Annotated in this window: 20 protein-coding genes; 5 read left to right on the top strand and 15 right to left on the bottom strand. The window is 53.2% G+C overall.

Features of this window, described 5'->3' with window-relative positions; genetic code table 11:
- Nucleotides 1-166: 166 nt before the first annotated feature.
- Nucleotides 167-1,909, top strand: a complete 1,743-nt coding sequence (locus tag KP806_RS02685) for an Rqc2 family fibronectin-binding protein (RefSeq protein WP_224721998.1) — start codon at nucleotides 167-169, stop codon at nucleotides 1,907-1,909.
- Nucleotides 1,910-1,980: 71 nt separating this feature from the next.
- Here KP806_RS02685 and KP806_RS02680 read toward each other — a convergent pair whose 3' ends face one another.
- From KP806_RS02680 to KP806_RS02650, 7 genes are all read right to left on the bottom strand, one after another.
- Nucleotides 1,981-2,865 carry a PHP domain-containing protein gene (locus tag KP806_RS02680; RefSeq protein ID WP_224721997.1) on the bottom strand — a complete coding sequence of 295 codons (885 nt, stop codon included), beginning with the start codon at nucleotides 2,863-2,865 and terminating at the stop codon, nucleotides 1,981-1,983.
- Complete coding sequence (locus KP806_RS02675) at nucleotides 2,856-3,767, bottom strand: selenium metabolism-associated LysR family transcriptional regulator (protein WP_224721996.1); 912 nt, start codon at nucleotides 3,765-3,767, stop codon at nucleotides 2,856-2,858. Before KP806_RS02675 ends, KP806_RS02680 begins: the two co-directional genes overlap by 10 nt.
- A gap of 148 nt (nucleotides 3,768-3,915) precedes the next feature.
- Nucleotides 3,916-4,353 (bottom strand): hypothetical protein, encoded by a 438-nt coding sequence (locus KP806_RS02670; RefSeq protein ID WP_224721995.1) that lies wholly within the window; start codon nucleotides 4,351-4,353, stop codon nucleotides 3,916-3,918.
- Between the two features lie 202 nt (nucleotides 4,354-4,555).
- Complete coding sequence (locus KP806_RS02665) at nucleotides 4,556-4,819, bottom strand: YlbG family protein (protein WP_224721994.1); 264 nt, start codon at nucleotides 4,817-4,819, stop codon at nucleotides 4,556-4,558.
- A 20-nt stretch (nucleotides 4,820-4,839) separates the two neighbouring features.
- The gene (locus KP806_RS02660) at nucleotides 4,840-5,322 is read right to left on the bottom strand and encodes a YlbF family regulator (RefSeq protein ID WP_224721993.1); all 483 of its coding nucleotides are present in this window, start codon (nucleotides 5,320-5,322) and stop codon (nucleotides 4,840-4,842) included.
- Nucleotides 5,323-5,398: 76 nt separating this feature from the next.
- A complete protein-coding gene (locus tag KP806_RS02655) occupies nucleotides 5,399-7,438 on the bottom strand; it encodes a helicase-associated domain-containing protein (RefSeq protein WP_224721992.1) in 2,040 nt (679 codons plus the stop codon).
- Nucleotides 7,435-9,138, bottom strand: coding sequence for a DNA repair helicase XPB (locus KP806_RS02650; RefSeq protein ID WP_224721991.1), 1,704 nt, complete (start codon nucleotides 9,136-9,138; stop codon nucleotides 7,435-7,437). Before KP806_RS02650 ends, KP806_RS02655 begins: the two co-directional genes overlap by 4 nt.
- 164 nt (nucleotides 9,139-9,302) lie before the next feature.
- Here KP806_RS02650 and KP806_RS02645 point away from each other — a divergent pair, with 164 nt between their 5' ends.
- Nucleotides 9,303-10,154, top strand: coding sequence for a thermonuclease family protein (locus KP806_RS02645; RefSeq protein WP_224721990.1), 852 nt, complete (start codon nucleotides 9,303-9,305; stop codon nucleotides 10,152-10,154).
- Nucleotides 10,155-10,241: 87 nt separating this feature from the next.
- On the opposite strand, the gene KP806_RS02640 is transcribed toward KP806_RS02645, so the two are convergent.
- The gene (locus KP806_RS02640) at nucleotides 10,242-10,676 is read right to left on the bottom strand and encodes a CBS domain-containing protein (protein WP_224721989.1); all 435 of its coding nucleotides are present in this window, start codon (nucleotides 10,674-10,676) and stop codon (nucleotides 10,242-10,244) included.
- Nucleotides 10,677-10,731: 55 nt separating this feature from the next.
- Nucleotides 10,732-11,913, bottom strand: coding sequence for an amidohydrolase (locus tag KP806_RS02635; RefSeq protein WP_224721988.1), 1,182 nt, complete (start codon nucleotides 11,911-11,913; stop codon nucleotides 10,732-10,734).
- A gap of 319 nt (nucleotides 11,914-12,232) precedes the next feature.
- Here KP806_RS02635 and KP806_RS02630 point away from each other — a divergent pair, with 319 nt between their 5' ends.
- Nucleotides 12,233-12,577, top strand: coding sequence for a YugN family protein (locus tag KP806_RS02630; protein WP_224721987.1), 345 nt, complete (start codon nucleotides 12,233-12,235; stop codon nucleotides 12,575-12,577).
- A 9-nt stretch (nucleotides 12,578-12,586) separates the two neighbouring features.
- Nucleotides 12,587-13,750, top strand: coding sequence for a putative lipid II flippase FtsW (ftsW, locus tag KP806_RS02625; protein WP_224721986.1), 1,164 nt, complete (start codon nucleotides 12,587-12,589; stop codon nucleotides 13,748-13,750).
- A gap of 62 nt (nucleotides 13,751-13,812) precedes the next feature.
- On the opposite strand, the gene KP806_RS02620 is transcribed toward ftsW, so the two are convergent.
- Complete coding sequence (locus KP806_RS02620; RefSeq protein ID WP_224721985.1) at nucleotides 13,813-14,202, bottom strand: Asp23/Gls24 family envelope stress response protein; 390 nt, start codon at nucleotides 14,200-14,202, stop codon at nucleotides 13,813-13,815.
- A gap of 181 nt (nucleotides 14,203-14,383) precedes the next feature.
- Here KP806_RS02620 and cax point away from each other — a divergent pair, with 181 nt between their 5' ends.
- Nucleotides 14,384-15,442, top strand: a complete 1,059-nt coding sequence (gene cax / locus KP806_RS02615; RefSeq protein WP_224721984.1) for a calcium/proton exchanger — start codon at nucleotides 14,384-14,386, stop codon at nucleotides 15,440-15,442.
- Between the two features lie 43 nt (nucleotides 15,443-15,485).
- On the opposite strand, the gene KP806_RS02610 is transcribed toward cax, so the two are convergent.
- From KP806_RS02610 to KP806_RS02590, 5 genes are all read right to left on the bottom strand, one after another.
- Nucleotides 15,486-15,773 (bottom strand): YlaN family protein, encoded by a 288-nt coding sequence (locus tag KP806_RS02610; protein ID WP_224721983.1) that lies wholly within the window; start codon nucleotides 15,771-15,773, stop codon nucleotides 15,486-15,488.
- 137 nt (nucleotides 15,774-15,910) lie between these two features.
- The gene (locus KP806_RS02605; protein ID WP_224721982.1) at nucleotides 15,911-16,153 is read right to left on the bottom strand and encodes an HPr family phosphocarrier protein; all 243 of its coding nucleotides are present in this window, start codon (nucleotides 16,151-16,153) and stop codon (nucleotides 15,911-15,913) included.
- Nucleotides 16,154-16,289: 136 nt separating this feature from the next.
- The gene (locus KP806_RS02600) at nucleotides 16,290-17,405 is read right to left on the bottom strand and encodes an aminopeptidase (RefSeq protein ID WP_224721981.1); all 1,116 of its coding nucleotides are present in this window, start codon (nucleotides 17,403-17,405) and stop codon (nucleotides 16,290-16,292) included.
- A 35-nt stretch (nucleotides 17,406-17,440) separates the two neighbouring features.
- Nucleotides 17,441-18,184 carry a hypothetical protein gene (locus KP806_RS02595; RefSeq protein WP_224721980.1) on the bottom strand — a complete coding sequence of 248 codons (744 nt, stop codon included), beginning with the start codon at nucleotides 18,182-18,184 and terminating at the stop codon, nucleotides 17,441-17,443.
- A 126-nt stretch (nucleotides 18,185-18,310) separates the two neighbouring features.
- Entirely contained in the window at nucleotides 18,311-20,236 is a 1,926-nt protein-coding gene (locus KP806_RS02590; RefSeq protein ID WP_224721979.1) for a sensor domain-containing diguanylate cyclase, read from the bottom strand.
- Nucleotides 20,237-20,409 lie beyond the last annotated feature (173 nt).

The following is a 20,409-nucleotide window of genomic DNA, read 5'->3' as shown; positions in this document are numbered from 1 at the left end:
CCGTGATATGCCGAGCCAAGCTGCTGCTGCGCCGGCCCTTCGGACAGCCCTTCTAGGCTAAATGTATTCGGACAGCCATTAAAATATCCCACATAAGGGCTTAAGTTTTTGCCGCAACTATGGCATGATAGAGAAAGCATGAAAGGGAAGAGAGGTACGAGACAACATGGCTTTGGACGGCATTGTTACCTACGCGGTCACGCAGGAGCTCTCGCGCTGCATAGGCGCCCGCATACATAAAATTCATCAGCCCACCGAGCACGAGCTGGTGCTCGGCATCCGGGGAGCCGGCGCCCAGGGCAAGCTGCTCCTGTCGGCAAATCCGACATATCCGCGCGTTCATTGGACGACCGGAACCTATGTCAATCCGATGGAAGCGCCGATGTTCTGCATGCTGCTCCGCAAGCACTGCGAAGGCGGCGTCATTGAATCGGTCCGGCAGGTCGGCCGCGAGCGGATCATTCATATTGAAGTCAAGCACCGCGACGAGCTTGGCGATTTATCGAATAAGCGGATCGTCATCGAAATTATGGGACGCCACAGCAATATTATTTTGATGGATCCTCAGTCCGGCATCATCCTTGACGGCATTCACCATGTGACTCCGGCGATCAGCAGCTACCGGATCGTCATGCCCGGAAGCAGCTACACGGCACCGCCCGAGCAGGGAAAAACGGATCCTTTTTCCGACTTGAACAAACAACGGTTTGCGGATATCCTCGCAAGCTTCGAGGAGAACACCCCGATGCACAAGCGGCTGCTTGACGCGTTCAGCGGCTTCAGCCCGCTGCTTGCGAAGGAGCTGTCCTACCGGGCATACGGCGGCGGCGAAGAAACCGAGCTCGTTCCGTTGTGGGAGGCGTTTTCTGCCTTTGTCGGGCAAATGAAGGCCGGAAGGTTCGTTCCGAACATCGTTACGGCGGAAGAAAACGGAAAAGCCTATTTTTCCGTAACGGAGTTGACTCATTTACAGGGAGAAAGAACCGGATTCCTGGACGTGAGCGCCTGCCTGGAAGGCTTTTTCGGGAACAAGGCGGAGCGCGATACGGTCAAGCAGCGCGCCGCGGACCTGATCCGGTTCGTCCAGAACGAGAAGGCCAAAAACATATCCAAAATCAAAAAGCTGGAGGAGACGCTAACCGAGGCGAAGGATGCCGAGAAGTACCGGGTACTCGGGGAACTGCTTACCGCTTATATGCATCAAATCAAGCGAGGAGACTCTTCTGTCACGCTCATCAATTTTTATGACGAGGAGCAGACCGAAGTGACGATCGATCTGGATCCGCAGCTTACTCCCTCCGATAATGCGCAGCGTTATTTCAGGCGCTACACGAAGCATAAGAACAGCCTGTCCGTCATTGCCGAGCAGATGGAAATCGCACGGACGGAAATTCATTATTTCGAATCGCTGCTGCAGCAGCTGGACAACGCATCTCTTGCCGACATCGAGGAAATCAGGGACGAGCTTGTTGAGCAGGGCTATATGAGGGAGCGGGGTCGCCGCGGCCCGAAGAAGAAAAAAAACCAGCGCCCTTCGCTGCTCTGCTATACCTCTTCGGAGGGCGCATCCGTCTACGTCGGTAAAAATAACACCCAGAACGAATATTTGACGAACAGACTGGCGTCGCCTACCGACACCTGGCTGCATACGAAGGACATTCCCGGCTCCCACGTCGTTATCCGGGGTCTTGATTACGGCAACGCGACGCTGGAGGAAGCCGCCATGCTTGCCGCGCATTACAGCCAGGCCCGTGCGTCCAGCTCCATTCCGGTCGACTACACGTCCATCCGCCACGTTCGCAAGCCTAGCGGCGCGAAGCCGGGGTTCGTCATTTACGACAATCAGAAAACCTTGTTTATTACGCCGGACGAGCAAAGAATCAAATCGCTGGCCGTCGAGGTCAAGTAAAAAAATCACGGTCTCTATCCCGTTCGCGGGTTGAGACCGTGATTTTACTTTACCGCTTGAGGTGCGGATCATCATGATGTTGAAAGTCCTTTGGCGGAGTACAGCTTCCTTGCCGTATCCGCATCGACCGTCCGGCTTCCGACTGCTCCATGGAACGGCTTGCCGCCGCGGACGCCGTGGAAGTCGGAGCCTCCGGTTACGATAGAGCCGTACCTCTCAGCGAGCGCGGCATATCGCTTCACTTCTTCTTCCCCGTGATCGGAATGATAAACTTCGATGCCCTGCGCGCCGCTGCGGAGAAGCTCCTCCACTAGCTCATCGTTGCCGTAAAGGCCGGGATGCGCGATAACGCTTGTCCCCCCGGCTTCCCGGATCCACCGGATCGCCTCAGCAGGATGCAAGCGGGGCGGGTTCACATAGGCGGCCGCTCCGGATGCCAAATACCGGTCGAACGCTTCCTTCATATCGGCGACCGCGCCTTTGCGGATGAGCGCCTCCGCTATGTGCGGGCGCCCGATGCTGGCGTCCTTCCGCTGATCTCCTTCTTTCGAAGCGGCGGTACTCCGTGCGGCTGCCGCAACATCGTTCATCGTGATGTCGATGCCGAGCTCCTTGAGCCGGTCCACAATCATTTCATTCCGGCGGTTTCTAATATTCCTCTGCCCTGCAAGCCGCTCCAGCCACGTTTCATTCCCGTTATCCGTATAATAGCCGAGCACATGAATGTCGATTCCGCCGGCTTCCGTGCTGATCTCGACGCCCGGTACGACGACGATGCCGAGCTTTTCCCCTTCGAGAACGGCCTCGGCTACCCCGGCAACCGTATCGTGATCGGTGACGGCAACGGCCGTGAGTCCGGCTTCCTTCGCAAGCCGGATGACCTCCGCCGGCGGCAGCAAGCCGTCCGATGCAGTCGTGTGCGTATGCAAATCGGCAAGACCGCTAATTAGAGCCATTGCTGCAGATCCCTCTCTCTCAGAAATGTTAAAAAGGTAACCGCCGAAATCGGCAGCAGCGCCGATTTCAAATACATCGAATAAAACTGCCTCTGAAACGTCGTATCCGCTATTTTGATCGTACGGATCAGTCCGAGCGCCACCTCATGTTTCACGGAGGATGTGGAAACGAACGAAATGCCTAGTCCCGCTTCGACAGCCGATTTGACGGCGCCGGTGCTGCCAAGCTCCATAACGATCTTCATCGAGGCGGGATCGATTTTTTTCTTCTTCAGCTGTTCCTCCATGACCAGCCTCGTTCCCGATCCCTGCTCGCGCAGCACGAACGGATACTCCATGACCTCCTCCAGACTGACGGAGGCCCGCTCCGCAAGCGGATGATCCTTCGAGACAATCAGCTTAAGCTCGTCGCTCATCACCGCTTCCATATGCATATCGGGATGGTTGACCGGCGCCTCGATCAGCCCGAAGTTAAGCTGATGGTTCAAAATATCCTCCATAATTTGCGAAGTGTTCATCACCTTCATGCTAATGGAGATATGCGGATATTCCTGCCCGAACGGTCCAAGCAAACGAGGCAAAATGTATTCGCCGATCGTCAGGCTGGAGCCAAGCTGAAGCCTTCCTTTCAGCTGCTTCGTAAACGAAGACATCGCCTGATCCGTGTCGCGAATCAAATCGATGCTGCGCTGCGCGTAAGGCATAAGCGCCCGGCCCGCTTCCGTGAGCTCGATCCGTTTGGTCGAGCGCTGCAGCAGCTTCGTGCCGAAATAGTCCTCAAGCGACTGCACCTGCATCGTAACGGCCGGTTGAGTCATATGCAGCGATTGGGCGGCGGCCGAAAAGCTGCCCCGTTCCGCAACCGTATAAAAAATATGCAGCTGGTGGAAATTTAGTGGCATTTTCCATTCATCCTTTCTTCTAATTTTGTATTATACTACAAAGCCCGTTCGCAGTCGCGCCGCCGCTCCCATACGAAAACGGAAATAAAAAAAGCGTCCAATCTTTGCAGATTATACGCTCCGTTCTCTATATGTCGTAAACATCATGTTATCTGTGCTTCCGGCTGCTCTTCACCAGCGTCATTCTCCGCGAGTGGCGCAACCACGAGTAATAGGACTTCAGATCTCTTAGTTCGATCGTCTCGGACATTCTTCCCAAAAAAGTGACGACAATCATTTTATGTAAAGGGTTACCAAGGAGGTCCGCTTCGGTGCTCGAATCCGTAAATTCCGCGACGAACACAAGATCGTCATCGATCAGATAGACGTCTTCCTCGTTTCGGTAATAGGGCTCGATCCTTCCCTGCTTCAAGCATTCCCATAAAAATTCGGCTATATCCTCGTAGCCGGTTTTCTCGCTTTCGATCCGGTCCAGCCATCGGCTCTTCGCATGGTTGGTAATTACGATATCTGCAACCTTCTTATCACCAAGCTCGATAAAAAACGATTCGTATGTGCTCCATCTGCTTGTCGTTTTATCCTTCATTACGCAACCAACTCCTTCCAAGGAACCAGGGCTTTTATACTATGAATTTAATTCCATTCTACCATGATTGTCCGATATTACAACATTAAATTAAAGTCCGACCAAATATGTTAATTTTTAGTTGATATTCATTAATTAAACGAAAAAAAAAGCCTCCCGGCGATTAAATCATGCCGGAAAGCTTCTCATAAAAGGCAAACAGCTACAGACTATAAAATCTCGTTTTATCTTCGCTGTCCTTCGAATATTCGGTTTTAATTTCGTTGCGGTAGGAGCGTTCAACCTTGCGTACAAATGGAAGCTTATTCATCTGCCTTACCGCTTCCTCGGAGCGGTCCGCATTCATATACATCACGACGTAATGCATCTTCCGGGACATATAATGCACGGAACCGAAACGTTCCAATGACCTTGCCGCTTTCAAATCGCTCACCCAAACAATATAACCCGTTCGATCCGGTAACATCTTTTCCCTCCTAAGGTTCGTTAACCGCAGCCGCCGCTTCCGCAGCCGCACGATCCGCCGCTTCCGCAGCCGCCGGCCGCCTTCTCGTTGCCCGGCACTTTAATCGTGTCCGACACCGATTCGGCTATCATGCGGGAGACATCGTAAAGCATTTCGTCTACGGTCTGCTCCGCTTGCTTGAAGCGCCGGACGCATTCCACCCCGTCAAGCTCCCGTTCGATATCCTTTAATTTATCCTTTGCGTCGTTATAATCGGGATGAAAACGGCCGAAGCGCTCGCATTCCGCAAACCTTTCCTTCGCCTTCGCGAATCGCTTCTTCATTTCCCCTACGGTCTCATCCCCGTTCACGACCGACTTCCAATATAAATAATCGGCGACCTCTGCCGACTGATTGATCCAATCCCCTAATTCATAGGCGCATAGCAACAACGACGCCATATCCAGCGAAGAAACGCCGCCCTGCTGCCATTCATCCGTAACAGCTGTTGTTCCTTCAGCCATTGGCATTCATCCACCTCATTTCTGTTCGCTCACATCTACATTATCATATCATACTACTTGTACGAATAGATAGAGATTATATTAGCTCCCCGCGGCCCGGGATGACGAGACGCATTTCGTCCCACATGTCCGGAGTCAGCCGGATCTGCTGCTTCTCCTCCGTGCTGCGCAGCAAACCGACTACCGCCCACGCCCCGTCCTTTTGCTCCAATTTTTCGGGAACAAATTCGTTCAGCTCCTGCCGCATGCGAAGCTGTACGGGCGTCTGCCAGGCCAGCGCCTGCTCGATCAGCTCTTTGCGGGTAGAGTGATGATAGGCGCGCAGCTGCTTGGTCCAAATGGCCGGTATCCGGTCCGTCTGAAGAAGAGGCATGCGGGATGAAGCATCTTGAACCTCCAATTCAAAATGCTGCAGCGGAAACGCTTCGTAAACGTACGCCGCGGTCTTACTTCCCTGTTCCGTCTGTTGAACCCCTTTATCAGGAAAGAAACGGATTACGCTCGGATAGCCGCCTTGCTCCTCCTCCTCGATAAGGACACCTTTTCGCGGCGGATAACCTGCCTGCTGCAGCAGGCGCCTGAGCTCGCTTACGTGCGCCTTGCTCACGATATAATCCGTGTTTCCCAGCTTTGCTGTCAACATCGTTGCTGCGCCGGGATGGTTGTCTAGGATTGCCGCCATTTGTTCATTGTCGCATCGCAGCAGGACAACTTCGGCGAACCAGGAGCGGCAGGCGCGCCCGCACCATACCTCCAGTAACGCTTCAAAGGCAGCAGGAAGCGGCTCGCCGCCGGATGCCGATTCCAAAAAGGTCCGGATCGAATGCCTTGTTCTACCGTTTTCCAATGCAAGGGCAACCGTCTGCTGCTCCATCCGGTAAACGGCAATCCGCTCATCCGTAATCAGCTCGGCAAGCAGCTCCAGCTCCCACCGGATCGAGAAGGGACAAGCAGGGTCGGCAATCAATTCCCCGTTAGGCTGCACGCTAATATGCCGGAAAGATTCCTCGGCTTGCTGTTGCAATACCTCCCGGCCGGGGCCTTTACCCAGAACCCCTTTCCATCTGAAAAACATCTCCGGCCGCAGGTCTATGCTCTCGCAATCCACAACCTCCATCCAGCCGAAATTGTAAAACAGCCCAAGCCAGCAGGGAGACGGTTTGCTTTGCGTCAAGGAGGCGTCATGAGGCGTCGCCGCAGCAGCTTCAAGCTCGCCGGACCAAGCCTCTATCTCCCGGCCGGAATACCAGATGTCCGCCTGCAAGGCCGTCAGGGCGGCTCCGTTATGGGCATGGCTTCCCCCCGCCGGAAGCAGCAGTCCCATACACCATTCCAGCAAATCGTTCTCCCGATCCGCCTCGCCCTTGGAAAGCCAATGGGAGAGACGGTCTTCATTCCATTTCAACGCGTCCTGCTCTGTCCGCAGAAGTCCGAAAGCGGTGCCGGCTTCGAGCACAAACGCCGCTTTCAGCGGATAATGCTCCTTATGCAGCCAATTCAGCCCGAAAGGCTGGAGCAAGGCCTCCTCCAAATCGACGGCCTGCGCGAGCCTGGCAACCGTCTTTTTATGAAGCACTCCCTTGGAAGTCAGCTCCATACCCGATTTGGCAAGCGCGGCAAAGCCGGAAAGCAGCTGCTTTCCGAGCGGCCTGCGGAAAGGCCTGATTTGACCGTTCATTAAACATTCCTGCTGTTGTTCCGTTAACGCTTCAAGCCGGAGAGGCCACAGCGCCTGCTGCCAAAGAACGAAGCATTCAGCTGGAATAAAGCAGATGCGCTCGCCCCAAACCTTCCGAACGGAAAATACGATTCCCGCCTCCTTTAGCTCCGAAAGTCCGATCCGGCATTCGGCGCCCGACATCGCCGTATTTTTCCGGACGGCTTGCAGCAGCTTCTCCTCCTCGGACGGAAGGGCGGCAAAGGCGCGCAGCATTTCCTTGAGAAAGGCTCTTGCATAAACGGAAAGAAGCTCTATTGCCGATTGTACGGAGCTTGGATCGAGAGAGGCTTCGCGCCAGCCCAGCCCCCTCATAACGGCAGGCTTCCAAACCGCGGCATGCTCAAAGTCCTCGATCTGCTTTTGATCCAGCTTCTCTGCCAGCTGACTGAATTTCATCGGTTGACCGCCTCCCATCCGCTGCTCGGGTCAATGCCAGAGCTTCGCCTGTCGTAAGGGTATCCCTGCTCCAGCATAAATACTTGCCGTTTTACGGCAAATTCCGTCTCCTTCGTCCGCTCGGTAACGAGCGAATAGAACCACGCCGAGTTGTCGCCCTGCTTCGGCCTTAGCAGTCTGCCGATCCGCTGCGCCTCCTCCTGCCTGGAGCCGAAGCTGCCGGACAGCTGGATCGCAACCGACGCATCGGGCAAATCCACTGCAAAATTCGCGACCTTGGAAACGATCAAAACCTTTATTTCTCCCGCCTTGAAGCGCTCGTACAGCACCTGCCGTTCGTGCTGCGGAATCTCACCCGTCAACAAAGGAGCTTGAAGCTCATGCGCCAGCTCATGAAGCTGATTTAAATATTGCCCGATGATGAGCGTAGGCTTGTCCGCATGCGTTTGAAGCAGCTCCCGGACGACCGGAATTTTCCCCGGATTTTCGGCGGCCAGCCTCAGCTTCGACCTCGCGGTTGCTTCATGATACTGCTGCTCCTTCTCTTTCGTTAGCGGAACTCTAATTTCAGTGCACGACACCGATGCAATATAGGAGCCTGCTTCCGCGGTTTTCCACTGCATATCATACTGCTTTGGACCGATCAGCGAGTACACATCCTCCGCACAGCCGTCCTCCCGGACCAGTGTCGCCGTCAAACCGAGCCTTCTGGTCGCTTGAAGTTCGGCGGTCATCCGGAACACCGGTGCAGGCAGCAAATGAACCTCGTCGTAAATAATAAGGCCCCAATCCCGTTCGGAAAAAAGCTTCATATGAGAAAAAGCCGAATCTTTCGATTTTCTATGCGTCAAAATTTGATATGTCGCGATCGTAACCGGACGAACCTGCTTTAAAGCGCCGCCATATTGCCCGATTTCCTCGCTGGTCAGCGTCGTTTTATCGAGCAGCTCGTCCCGCCACTGCCGCACCGACGTATTGTTTGACGTCAGAATCAGCGTCGCTCGGCCGAGCCGCGCCAAAGCGGCGATCCCGACAACCGTCTTGCCGGCGCCGCAGGGCAGAACAACAACCCCGCAGCCGCCATGCACAGCCTCTTCCTGATAGAACCGGTCCACCGCTTCCCGCTGGTAATCTCTAAGGGAGAAGTGCCGGTTGCCGAGCGTTTGACCGCGAAGCTGCACCTGCAGCTCTTCGCCGAGATGAAAGCCCGCCCGGTCGATGACCGGATAGCCGAGCCGCGTAAGCTCCTGTTTGAAGCTTCCTCTGCACCCGGCCTCCAGCTCCCATCTGTCCGGATTCTCCCGATGCTTTACAAACGATCCGACGGAAGCATGCCCGGCAAGCTGCCCCAGCACCTCCGGCTCTCCCTGCAAATACAGCTTTCCCGCCTCCGAAATTAACGACAGCCGCCCGTATCTTCCCATCAGCCTTTTAATGGAAGCTTCGGCTTGGAAAGGCAGCTCATAACGCCCGAATTGCTTCAGGCACTGGATCACGTCCTCAGCCGCCATTCCCGCTGCTGCCGCATTCCACAACGTCAAAGCCGTTATTTTGAATGTATGTACCGATCCCGCACGCTTGACGGTTTCAGCGAATTGAACCAGTTTTTCTCTGGCCGCTTGCGCGTTCGGCTTGCTTTCGTCAAGCAGCACCGCCAAATCCGACTGAACGATTAATGGATGATGATGGCTGTCGTACATAGTTCCCTCCTGTGTCATAAAGTAATCTTATTGTCAGTATGAAGGGTTTTTGGCATTTTTATGCTTTTGACTTCCGTAACACAAGTCGGTAACGAATCAAAAAGTATGGTATAGTAAGAAGTACGGCTTAATTAAAAGATTCTCACCATCATGGAGGTCATAAAGTGTTGAGAAAGAAACTGCTCCTTCTCCTCCTGGCCGTATGCCTGCCGCTAGGCGGCTGCTCGGCCATTTCCGATATGACGACCAGCGTCGTCCAAACGAACCAGTGGTACACCGTTTCCGGCTTCATAGACGGCGATACGTTCAAAATCAAAACGGGCAGCGAGGAAACAACCGTCCGGCTGCTTTATATCGACACGCCTGAAACTAAAAAACCGGGCGTCGCGTACGAGCCTTTCGGGCCCGAGGCGTCCACGTTCACGGAGCATCTGCTTACCGAATCCAAGGAAGTAAGGCTTACCTTCGACAAAGACCAAACCGACAAATATGACCGTACGCTTGCGGTCGTCGAGTTGAAGGACGGACGAATCCTTAATGAGCTTCTGCTCGAGCAAGGATTGGCGAAAGTGCTCATCATCGAGCCGAATGTAAAAATGGAAAACGTCTACAAGCAGCTTGAGCAGAAGGCCAAGCAGCAACAGCTTGGCATCTGGGAAGACGCATCGACTGCGAGCAATTCCGAATTTCCGGTAAAAAAAGCGGCGCGCAGCGGAATCATCGTCGAGGTAAACAAACAAAATGAGTTGGTTACGATATCGAATACGACAAATGAAGCGATTGTGATGGATGGCTGGAAGCTGGTCAGCGTCAAAGGCAATCAAACTTATCCGTTCACCAAATATGAGCTGCCGCCGGGCGAGAAGGTCATCGTCTCTTCAGCTGACCAGACTGCAGCGGAACGTCCCGGCTTCCTGCCCTGGGGCGCCACAAACATCTGGAACAATTCGGAACCCGATCCGGCCGAGCTCTATAACAGCTATAATGAGCTTGTCGCCGTCTGGGAGGACCATTAGACGCACGAACGGCAAACGCCCAAGGTTTACCTTGGGCGTTTGCCGTTATTCGGGGCGACAATTCGCCCTTATTTGGCCAAAAAAAGATTAGGCATGTACAGGCTGAGCGTCATGCTCGGAAATAGCGCTCAACGCTTCACCGGCTTCATTGACGAAAATTTCGCGTACCGCCAGGTCGCCGATTGCCAGAACGCCGACAAGCTCGCCGTTATCGACGACAGGCAGCCTGCGGATTTGCTTGGAAGCCATCAGCTTGGCGGCATCGTCTGCCGAAGTATCCGACGTGATCGAATCAACATGGTTCGTCATGACTTCCTCAACGGCAGCGGAGCCTGGATGCTTCTCCGCAATACCGCGTATAACCAAATCGCGGTCCGTTACGACTCCGGCCAGCTTTTTCCCTTCCAGAATCGGAATAAAACCGATATCGTGCTGCTTCATTTTTAAGGCCAGCTCGTAAACGTTGTCCTGCAGAGTCGCGGTAACGCAATCGGTTGACATGATTTGTTTAACTGTTCTCATCGTGTGCCTCCTCGAATCATGGTTCGAGAAATAGCATTTCCGATACGGCAGCGATTCATCCATGAACGAAATCTTCGGCCATTCCAATAAGCAGACGTGCAGCTTGCAGCATCGCTCTTTCGTTGATATCGAATTTCGGATGGTGATGCGAGTATACCGCTCCGCATTCCTCGCTTCCCGCCCCCACGAACATAAAGCACCCGGGAACCTTTTGCAAATAATAGGAAAAATCCTCGGCTATCGTAATCGCTTCTGAAAGCTGGACGGATTGCTCGCCGAATAACCGGCGGCCGACATTGAAAAACCGTTCCGCTTCGGTCTCGTCGTTGACGACAGGCGGATAACCGATCCTCATCTGGTATTCATGCTCCGCCCCATACATACTGCAGGTGTGGCGGATAAGCGACTCGAGCCGCTCATGGATCAGCCATCTCGTCTGCTCGTCGAAGGATCTGACCGTCCCCTTCATCCTGCACCGCTCCGCGATAATGTTATTCGTCGAGCCCGCCTGGAACGAACCGATCGTGACCACGGCGGGATGAAGCGGATTGACGCTGCGGCTTACGATCGATTGCACCGCCTGGACCAGGGCCGACCCGATCATAATCGAATCAACCGCCTGATGCGGGAGCCCGCCGTGGCCGCCGCGCCCAATGATATCGATAACGAATTCATCGGCTGCCGACATGAACGGCCCCGGCTTCGATGCGACAAGCCCTGAGGCAAGCGGAGTCCACAAATGTACGCCGTAAATCGCGTCAACCCCTTCCAGAGCCCCGTCATTGATCATCGGCAGAGCGCCGCCTGGCGTTACCTCCTCCGCCGCCTGAAACAGCAGTCGCCTCTCGCCTTTCAGCTGCGCCCGGTTAGCCGAATAATAGGCGGCAATGGCCAGGAGCGTTGCGGTATGGGCGTCGTGGCCGCAGGCATGCATGACGTTTGGAATTTTCGAAGCATATTCGCATGTTTTCTCGTCCTGAATCGGCAATGCGTCGATATCGGCACGCAGGGCCACAACTGGGCCCGGCAGATCTCCCTTTATCGAAGCGATAAGTCCGTGGCCGCCGACATCCGTTCTGACGTCGCATCCGAGCTCCGTTAATTGGGATGCGATCCAGCCGGCCGTCACCCGCTCGTGGAACGACAGCTCCGGATATTGGTGAAGATGTCTGCGCCAGCGCACCATCTGCGGATATAATTGCTGAAGTGTTTGATCTACGATATCCCCTGTTTGCATATCGCAAACCTCCCTATCTGTATTTGTTCCAATTTATGCTGTCGAAACGGCCCGCCTCCGGGACGGAACCGCTAATTGATTCCATTTAGTTTAACAGATAAAGGCTTCTTATAGGAAGCTTATCCTGCCGGATAGAGGCGAGACGAAAATTTTTCGTGAAAATGTCACTTTTGATTGCTCTGAATAACGGGAGTAAGGCTTGCGCAAGCTGGGGAAACATACTATCATGGGTAAAGAATGCATGACTTATGTCTATTGAATCGGAAGCATACGCTCGTATCGTCTGTTTTGCTTCACAAAACCTTTGGGAGGAACTAACATGATTATTGAAAATACCGGACTTAACGGTGTTAAAAGCGAACTCGAACATTTAGACGAATCCGCCGAAAAGGTTGGCTTTATCCGTTGGCAGTGGGAATATTATCGCGCTACATACGACTTGAAGCTGGAGGATCGCGCCAGCGGCTCCGACTACTATCTGCGCATCGCTACGCGCGCTGTTGAAGGCAAGCTCGAATCGCCGCATGCCGTTCTCGTTATCGAATCCGTATACATCGGACGATCTACGTTCCCGCATGGCCTTGAATATGAATCGCCGATCCCGCAGCCGATTATGAATACGGCTACGCAGCGGCTGCAGCAGCTCAAACAATTGCTTGTGTAAGGGGCAGCTATGAAAGCTACGCAGAACGGTAGCCGTGGAAGACCGGACTTTCTGCTCCTCATCTTAACGCTTCTTCTCGTCGGCTTCGGGCTTGTGATGGTGTTCAGCGCAAGCTCGAGCGTGGCGGTTGTAACCTATAACGATGCCTTGTATTTCACTAAGCGTCAGTTCTTATGGGCCGGGCTCGGCGTTTTCGTCATGCTGCTGGTGATGAATTTGCGCTATTTGGTGTTCAAGCGCTTCTTTATGCTATTTTTTATTCCCGTAATGATCATGCTGCTGCTCGTTCCGTTTGTCGGAAAGGATATTAACGGTGCCAAAAGCTGGTTCGGCATCGGCACGTTAGGCATACAGCCGACCGAGCCCGCAAAGCTCGCTATCATTTTATATCTGGGCGCCCTGATTACGAAGAAGGGCGATAAGTTCCGCAGCTTCAAGAAGGGACTGGTCCCGGTCATTGTCATTGTCGGGGTCGTTTGTGCGGTTATTATGCTGCAGCCGGATCTGGGCTCCTGCCTGGTGCTGGCGGCAAGCGCCGCCGTTATGATTTTGGCCGGCGGTGCGAATTTGAAGCAAATCTTCGTATCGGGATCACTCATTTCGGTCATTCTCGCCGTACTGATCAGCTTGTCGATGGCCGTCTCCGAAAAGGTAAGAGACGCCTGGTCGTACCGGATCGATCGGCTGACTATCTTCAGGGATCCGCTCAGCGACTCACAGGATTCGGGGTGGCACTTGGTTTCCTCCTTGCAGGCTTTAGGTCACGGAGGCATTACAGGGGCCGGCTTCGGAGAAAGCGTTCAGAAGCTGCACTACTTGCAGTATCCGTATAACGATTTTATTTTCGCCATCATCGCGGAAGAATTAGGGTTTATCGGAAGCACGGTGTTCCTGCTGTTCTACCTTTTCTTCTTGTGGCGCGGCCTGATCGTTGCCCTCCGCTGTCCGGATTCGTACGGTACGGTCGTCGGCACCGGCATCGTCGGATTGCTCGCCATTCAAGCCTTCGTCAATATCGGCGGGGTTACGGCCACCATCCCTCTAACGGGCGTTACGCTCCCGTTCATTAGCTACGGAGGCTCATCCCTGCTCTTTTGCTTAATGTCTGTAGGTGTGCTTCTCAGTATTTCCAGGGAGTCGACCCGAATTGAGCCCGTCAAGGGCAAAAAATAAAAGAGACTGTCCAAGCAGCCGCACCTGCTTGAACAGTCTCTTCTTTTATGATGCCGTGCGTCCTATTTCAAACGCAGCTGCTGCTGCTGCACCTCTTCGGTCTCTTCCTCTTTGAAGGCTACGCCCTCCACCTTCACGTTCACCTCGACCACATTCAGTCCGGTCATATTTTCAACCGATTCCCGGACGTTCAGCTGAAGCTGACGGCAAACTTCTTGAATTGGAATTCCATAATGGACAATAATACGAAGATCAATAGCCGCTTCAAGCTGGCCGACTTCAACCGATACACCCTTTTGTGCATTTTTGCCGCTCAACCGTTTGGCGAGTCCTTCGGATATACCGCCAGACATCGCTGCAATGCCAGGCGTCTCAAGCGCTGCGAGTCCAGCTATCGTCGCTACTACGTCATCAGAAATTCGGATAATGCCGGTTTGAAGTTCTTCGTTCATCAGACTCACTCCTCGTTTTACCATATATGTTCATTGTAAATGATGGCAAGTCGCGAAGCAAGAACGCAGCGGCGGTTTCGATTCAAGGGACTGTATTTTATTAGTAAATGAGAATTGTGGGTAATAATTGACATCTGTTATAATCAGCCGTAGACAATTTGAGGATGAGGTGAGTGATGATATGAATCAAAAAATGTTTTTTACAGGGCTGATCGTGATGTTTATTCTAAGCGCAGCCGGCCATTACATGCATTGGGATAATACGGTACAGTTCGTCATTTCAGCGATCGCGATTATTTTCGTCGCCGGCTTCTTGGGCAAAGCGACGGAAAGCGTCGCTCACTACGCGGGTCAGCGGCTTGGCGGTTTTTTGAACGCTACGTTCGGCAATGCCGCCGAGCTGATCATCGCCATCTTCCTGATCAGGGCCCAGGAATTCGAGATGGTAAAGGCAAGTTTAACTGGTGCAATTATCGGCAACCTGCTGCTCGTTCTCGGCCTCAGCGTGCTGCTGGGCGGACTCAAATACAAGGAGCAGCGCTTTAACGCCCGGCTCGCCGATCACAATTCCACTCTGATGATCATGGCTGTCATCGGCCTGTTCGTCCCGGCAGTATTTGTTATATCGGAAAACTTCTCCTTCGAAAAGGATCAATTTCTTAGCTTGGCCGTCGCGGGCATCCTGATCGTATCGTATATTTTGTGGCTGATCTTCTCCATGGTTACCCACAAGGATATGCTGTCAGACGAGGTCATGACCGCCGATCACGGGGAAGAGCCCGCTTGGTCGAAAGGGAAATCCATTTTGTATCTCGTCTTGGCCACGGTTATGGTCGCGTTCGTCAGCGAATGGCTGGTACATACCCTCGACGCCTTCAGCGCCAAATTCGGCCTGTCGGAGCTGTTTATCGGCGCCTTCGTCATCGCTATTGTAGGTAATGCCGCCGAGCACAGCGCCGCCGTCCTGCTGGCCATGAAAAACAAAATCGGCGCTGCCGTCGAAATCGCCATCGGCAGCAGCCTTCAAATCGCGTTATTCGTAGCGCCGGTATTGATTCTGGTCAGCGCGTTGTTCGGTAATACGATGGACATCGTCTTCACTCCAATTGAATTAACAGCCATCGGCGTATCGGTATTCATTGCCAAATCCGTATCGCGGGACGGCCAGACCAACTGGTACGAAGGAGTACTTCTGCTCATGGTTTACGTTATTTTGGGCATCGCGTTCTACCTCGTTTAAAACATTTATGAACCAAAAGAAAAGAGTAGCCCCCGCATGGGGGCTACTCTTTTCTTTCTAATGCTTCATATAGCAAAGCCAGATTTCTCTCCAGTCTGCTCACGATTTCCTTGCCTGCCGATTCGGCAATCAGGCCGGCACGGACGGCAAAGTCAATCTCGCGAGAGAATCCGTACATTTGCGTATCTAACACTTCTTCGTACAGCGGACATTGACGAGTGGTCAGGTTCTCCATCTGAACTTCGATAAGCTTTTCTATTTTACTCGCATCTTCCTGAAGGAGACGAAGCGCTTTCTCATGCAATTGGACCGTAATTTCCGGTGAAGACATCGTTTTCCCCCCTGTGCGCATATCCGCCGTCTTCTATACCCTTTATATTAGACGAAAAAGAGGGATTATACAAGGACAAAACAGAAAAGCGCTCCTCCTTAATAGAAGAAGCGCTAATTTCTGATGCCTTCCGGCTGTTAGTCCGAAATAACGGTAACGTTAAGGTTATGTTTAGCAAATACATCTGCCATTGCTTTCTTAGCTGCTTCCGCGTCAGGACCGTGTACGTGCAACTCGTACGCATGTCCACCTACAAGCGTAGTGAAGAGTCCGAGAATGCTTTTTACATCAATATATTTACTCTCGGCTTGCAGAACGATCGAAGAAGTGAATTGGCTAGCCGTTTGGGAAATTTCTACAATAGCTGCATTGTTGGACATGGGTGATCCCTCCAAATAAATTAGTAAAGCTTACCTCTGACAACATGATACATGGAAATCTGACATCCATCAAGAGGAAATATGAAAAACGCTTTAATTTCCATTTAACGGATCGTTTTTCCGGGGTTTGATTTCGCTACTTCAAATTTTCGGGATTCAAGCCTTCAAGCTCGGGAATAACGAACAAGCCGTCCTTCCGGATGAGAACGTCGTCGAAATAAATTTCGCCGCCTCCGTAATCCGGACGCTGGATGAGCACCAAGTCCCAATGGACGGAGGACCGGTTGCCGTTGTCGGTATCTTCATATGCCTGGCCAGGCGTAAAATGAAGGCTGCCTGCAATTTTCTCGTCAAATAATATATCATTCATCGGATGCAATATGTAAGGATTAAAGCCGATCGCGAATTCGCCGATATAACGGGCCCCCTCGTCCATATCGAGAATTTCGTTCAAACGTGCGTTATCGCTGCTCTCCGCCCTTACGATTTTGCCGTTCTCGAAGGTGAATGAAATATTGCGGAACGTCACGCCCGAATAAACGCTAGGCGCATTATAAGTAATCGTGCCTTGCACCGAATCGCGTACCGGCGCGCTGAACACCTCTCCGTCCGGAATGTTGCGGTGACCGGAGCATTTTTTGGAGCCAATGCCTTTGATGGAGAAGCTCAGATCGGTGCCCGGCGACACGATCCGCACGCGGTCCGTCCTGTTCATGAGCGCTTGAAGCGGGTCCATCGCCTTGTCCATCTTCGCATAATCAAGATTGCACACGTCGAAATAAAAGTTCTCAAACGCCTCCGTGCTTTGGTTGGCCAGCTGGGCCATCGAAGCGTTCGGGTAACGGAGCACGACCCATTTCGTTTTTTTGACACGCTGTTCCAAATGAACCGGATTTCTGTAAAGCTGTTCGTACAGACGCATTTGGGCATCGGGGATACCGGCGAGTTCGTTAGCATTATCGCCCGACCGGATGCCGATATAGCCGTGCATGTTCTTCATCCGCTCCAGATCGAGCCTGGACCAAAGCTCCATTTGCTCCTGCGTGGCATGCTGAAGCAGCGTTCGGAGCACGGAGCGGTCGCTGGTTTCTACAAAAGGCCTTCCGCCCCGCTTCGCCACCTCTTCAATCAGGCACTTCGCAAGCTCGCGTTCCGAGCCTATCATGTCGATCAGTATGTTTTCGCCGGGCTGAACGTCTATGGAATACCCGGCCAAATTTTGGGCCAGCTTCTGCAATCGCGGATCGCGCATGTTCGCATCCTCTCCTTTACTCCTGCATTTGGTAACTAATCCATCGTAACACGATTAAGCGCCCGTTGAACAGTATCGCTCGTCGACCCGTCGAAGGATTGAAAGCGTACCGTCGTCTGCCGCTCTTCCGATGCAGGCTTCCCCTTATAGGAGTAGCGAAAAGACGTCTGCTCGTCCATCGACAGCGGCAGCAGCCGGTCGCGGTCAATGACAAGCTCGTATTCGGTATTCGCCTGCAGAGTTGACAGCATTTCCTCCAGCTGACGCTTCGAACGCTCGAGCTCCTTTGTCCATTCGGCTTTCTGCCCGCTTCCGACGGGCGGCGCAAGCTCGGCATCCTCTCCGATCCTGTCCAGCTCCCCGCGCAGCCTTTGCTTCCATTTCTCGGTCGACGCTTCGGTCATTTCCTTAATATACAGGGTTATAGAGTCTTTGCCCGCGCCGCCGTTCTCGATCGTCACCTTATCGTTCGTTTCGTTCAAGGTTTGCAGAACTTGCACGGGATTAAAGCGGAGCGGATCCTGGCTTCTCGTCTGAACGGTCAGCTGTTTGTGGTCAACGACCTTTCCTTCGAATATTTCCGGCTTAAATTCAAGTCCCGCGGCTGTTTTGATGCTCATCGATCCCGTGAACGCATACTGATCCGTCGACGCCAGTCCCGAATAAGCGAGTGACAGCCACTCCTCCGGCGTACGATCGCCGGCACCCCGCCCGCATGCTGACAGAGTCAGCAGTGTGCCAGCCAATAGGGTTATGGCGGCTGGTTTACGGATTCTCATAGCTTCCATACCTCCCGTCCAATCTTTTACACCTTCTAGGGTCCCTAACCGGACGGCTCCTTATTCCAAAATAAAAAAAGAAAAGACGCCGATAACGGCGTCATTTATGAGATCATAGCAGCTCCATCAAGTTTGACCGACAAAAATACAGTTCCTTCCATTATGCTTCGCTTCGTACAACGCCATATCCGCCCGGTAAAATAAAGTTTCGACGCTTACCTTCTCGTCCTCGAACGTCCATTCGGAAACGCCGCAGGAAACGGTAACGACCGGATTCGTTTCGTTCTCTACATGCCGCCTGATCCTCTCCGCGATCCTGTACGCCTGCTCCGCCCGGATACCAGGCAAGTAGACGGCCAGCTCTTCTCCGCCCCACCGGGCCGCAATGTCGCCTTGACGGATTGCCGTTGAAATAATTTCGCTCACCTGCTTGAGGATCTGGTCCCCGACCTGATGCCCGAACGTGTCGTTCACCTTCTTGAAATGATCGATATCGACAAGGATAAGCGAACCGAACGGATCTTTGCGCTGACGGCTCTGAATCTGCTCATCGAGATAGTGCCGCGCATGCAGTCCCGTTAAATTGTCGGTAATGACCATCCGCCTCACCTCCGCATGCAAGGAGGCGTTCGTGATCGCTAAGCCGATATGCGTGCTCATCACCTGCAGCAGCTTGTAATTGTCGTATGAGAAAAAGCTGGGCGTCTTATGCGTAACAAGAATGACGCCTACCACTTCGCCGTCTACCATGATCGGAGCGGCAATCAGTGAACGCGAACCCGTGTTGTCCATCAGCAAAGAGGTAACGACTCTGGTGTTCCAGTAATCGGATATGATCATGGGCTCCTTGGTCCGGTATACCATGCCGGAAAAACCGTATTCCGGAGAAAAGTGCTCGCTCTCCAGTGCCGGCAAATTGCTGGACATCACCGCGAACTGATTTTTTTCTTTGTTCAGCTGCAGGATGCAGCAATAATCCGCTTCAAATACGGTCAGAAGTTCACTAGAGGCGAACTGGAAAATTTCCTTCAGGCGAAGCGACTGATTCAGCCGTTTGGTCAGCTCGTTGATCAGCCTGAGTTCATTGATCAGCAGGTTGGACTGCTCGTACAGCTTGGCATTCTCGAAAGCCGTACCCGATGTTTCCGCAAGCAGCAGAAATGCGGGCAAGTCCGCCTCATCCCATTGGCCGGGTCCGATGCTCAGACAGAGCACTCCATAAGCCGATTGATTGCCGGACATCGGCACGGCCAGCCTGAGAGACCCGTCCCGGTCGTGCTCCTTGACCGACTTGCCGCTCAGGAACGCTTTCGCTACGATATCGTGCTCCGCGTTCTTGAAAATCAGGGGCTTCACGCGCGGATCTCCGTTCAAATGATCCTGCGACAGGTATAACTGAACCTCGGAATCGGGATACAGATGCTCGAGGCTCATAAGAAGCTCCGACAGCACGGAGGAGACGTCGATCTGATGGTACAGACGCTTGGCAGTTTGAAACAGGCTGTCCCTGCGCGCCGCTTCCTTCTCCGTCCGCTGCTGCTGAAGAAGCAAATCCTTCACATACAGCTCTTCAAACTTCCGGTAAAACCAGCTTCGGTAATGGAGCGCGTAAGACTCGAGCCCGGTCGAGCCCTCTACACCACCGTCGTCCGACGCGTAAGCCAACGCTGCAAACACAACTCCGTCGCTCCGCCGCAGCAGCGGGGCGGCTGCCGCCTTCGCGCAGGCCGACGCGTACGTCCCCGGCGCTCCTGCCTGCAAGGCCTCCTTCACGGCCGCCTCCATTGCCTCATCATGCTTTATCCCGATATGCTCATGCTCTGTCGCAGCGACCGCCTGCAAATCTATATCAAATAAAACGAACCGTCCGGAATTAAATAATGCCAGCTCCTTCGCTTCCGTCGTCCAATAGCGGAAGCTTTCCGCAAGCAGCGGCGGCAGCATAGGCTTGTCCGCATCGCTGATATCTTCGCTATGAAACCAAACCGCATCCGGCAGTGACGGCTTATCGGCCGATACTGACTTGAACAGCGGGGCAAAATTGCTTTTCATTCGATCCACCATACAGCACCCAACCCTTCTATCTGTCAACCAAGGAGATGAGCTATCAATTCACATCATACTTCATTTGTAAGAGTTTTGCACTAGGAAGAATGTAAAATCTAGGACTTTCGATTCCCTTATCCGCTCATAAAATTTAGCAGAGTTATCTTGACAACGGCTGT

This window comes from Paenibacillus vietnamensis, from assembly GCF_020169515.1.
Taxonomy (GTDB): Bacteria; Bacillota; Bacilli; order Paenibacillales; family Paenibacillaceae; genus Pristimantibacillus; species Pristimantibacillus vietnamensis.
Note: the sequence above shows the minus strand (reverse complement) of the source record. Positions and strands in the feature narration are given on the sequence as shown.

Excerpts from the sequence above, each read along its gene's own strand:
- KP806_RS02680 (WP_224721997.1), bottom strand. The coding sequence starts at position 2,865 with ATGGCTCTAATTAGCGGTCTTGCCGATTTGCATACGCACACGACTGCA.
- KP806_RS02675 (WP_224721996.1), bottom strand. The coding sequence starts at position 3,767 with ATGCCACTAAATTTCCACCAGCTGCATATTTTTTATACGGTTGCGGAA.
- KP806_RS02635 (WP_224721988.1), bottom strand. The coding sequence starts at position 11,913 with ATGCAAACAGGGGATATCGTAGATCAAACACTTCAGCAATTATATCCG.
- KP806_RS02600 (WP_224721981.1), bottom strand. The coding sequence starts at position 17,405 with ATGCGCGATCCGCGATTGCAGAAGCTGGCCCAAAATTTGGCCGGGTAT.
- cax (WP_224721984.1), top strand. The coding sequence starts at position 14,384 with ATGAATCAAAAAATGTTTTTTACAGGGCTGATCGTGATGTTTATTCTA.
- KP806_RS02630 (WP_224721987.1), top strand. The coding sequence starts at position 12,233 with ATGATTATTGAAAATACCGGACTTAACGGTGTTAAAAGCGAACTCGAA.
- KP806_RS02665 (WP_224721994.1), bottom strand. The coding sequence starts at position 4,819 with ATGTTACCGGATCGAACGGGTTATATTGTTTGGGTGAGCGATTTGAAA.
- KP806_RS02620 (WP_224721985.1), bottom strand. The coding sequence starts at position 14,202 with ATGAACGAAGAACTTCAAACCGGCATTATCCGAATTTCTGATGACGTA.
- KP806_RS02595 (WP_224721980.1), bottom strand. The coding sequence starts at position 18,184 with ATGAGAATCCGTAAACCAGCCGCCATAACCCTATTGGCTGGCACACTG.
- KP806_RS02660 (WP_224721993.1), bottom strand. The coding sequence starts at position 5,322 with ATGGCTGAAGGAACAACAGCTGTTACGGATGAATGGCAGCAGGGCGGC.
- KP806_RS02655 (WP_224721992.1), bottom strand. The coding sequence starts at position 7,438 with ATGAAATTCAGTCAGCTGGCAGAGAAGCTGGATCAAAAGCAGATCGAG.
- KP806_RS02650 (WP_224721991.1), bottom strand. The coding sequence starts at position 9,138 with ATGTACGACAGCCATCATCATCCATTAATCGTTCAGTCGGATTTGGCG.
- KP806_RS02685 (WP_224721998.1), top strand. The coding sequence starts at position 167 with ATGGCTTTGGACGGCATTGTTACCTACGCGGTCACGCAGGAGCTCTCG.
- ftsW (WP_224721986.1), top strand. The coding sequence starts at position 12,587 with ATGAAAGCTACGCAGAACGGTAGCCGTGGAAGACCGGACTTTCTGCTC.
- KP806_RS02605 (WP_224721982.1), bottom strand. The coding sequence starts at position 16,153 with ATGTCCAACAATGCAGCTATTGTAGAAATTTCCCAAACGGCTAGCCAA.
- KP806_RS02640 (WP_224721989.1), bottom strand. The coding sequence starts at position 10,676 with ATGAGAACAGTTAAACAAATCATGTCAACCGATTGCGTTACCGCGACT.
- KP806_RS02590 (WP_224721979.1), bottom strand. The coding sequence starts at position 20,236 with ATGAAAAGCAATTTTGCCCCGCTGTTCAAGTCAGTATCGGCCGATAAG.
- KP806_RS02610 (WP_224721983.1), bottom strand. The coding sequence starts at position 15,773 with ATGTCTTCACCGGAAATTACGGTCCAATTGCATGAGAAAGCGCTTCGT.
- KP806_RS02670 (WP_224721995.1), bottom strand. The coding sequence starts at position 4,353 with ATGAAGGATAAAACGACAAGCAGATGGAGCACATACGAATCGTTTTTT.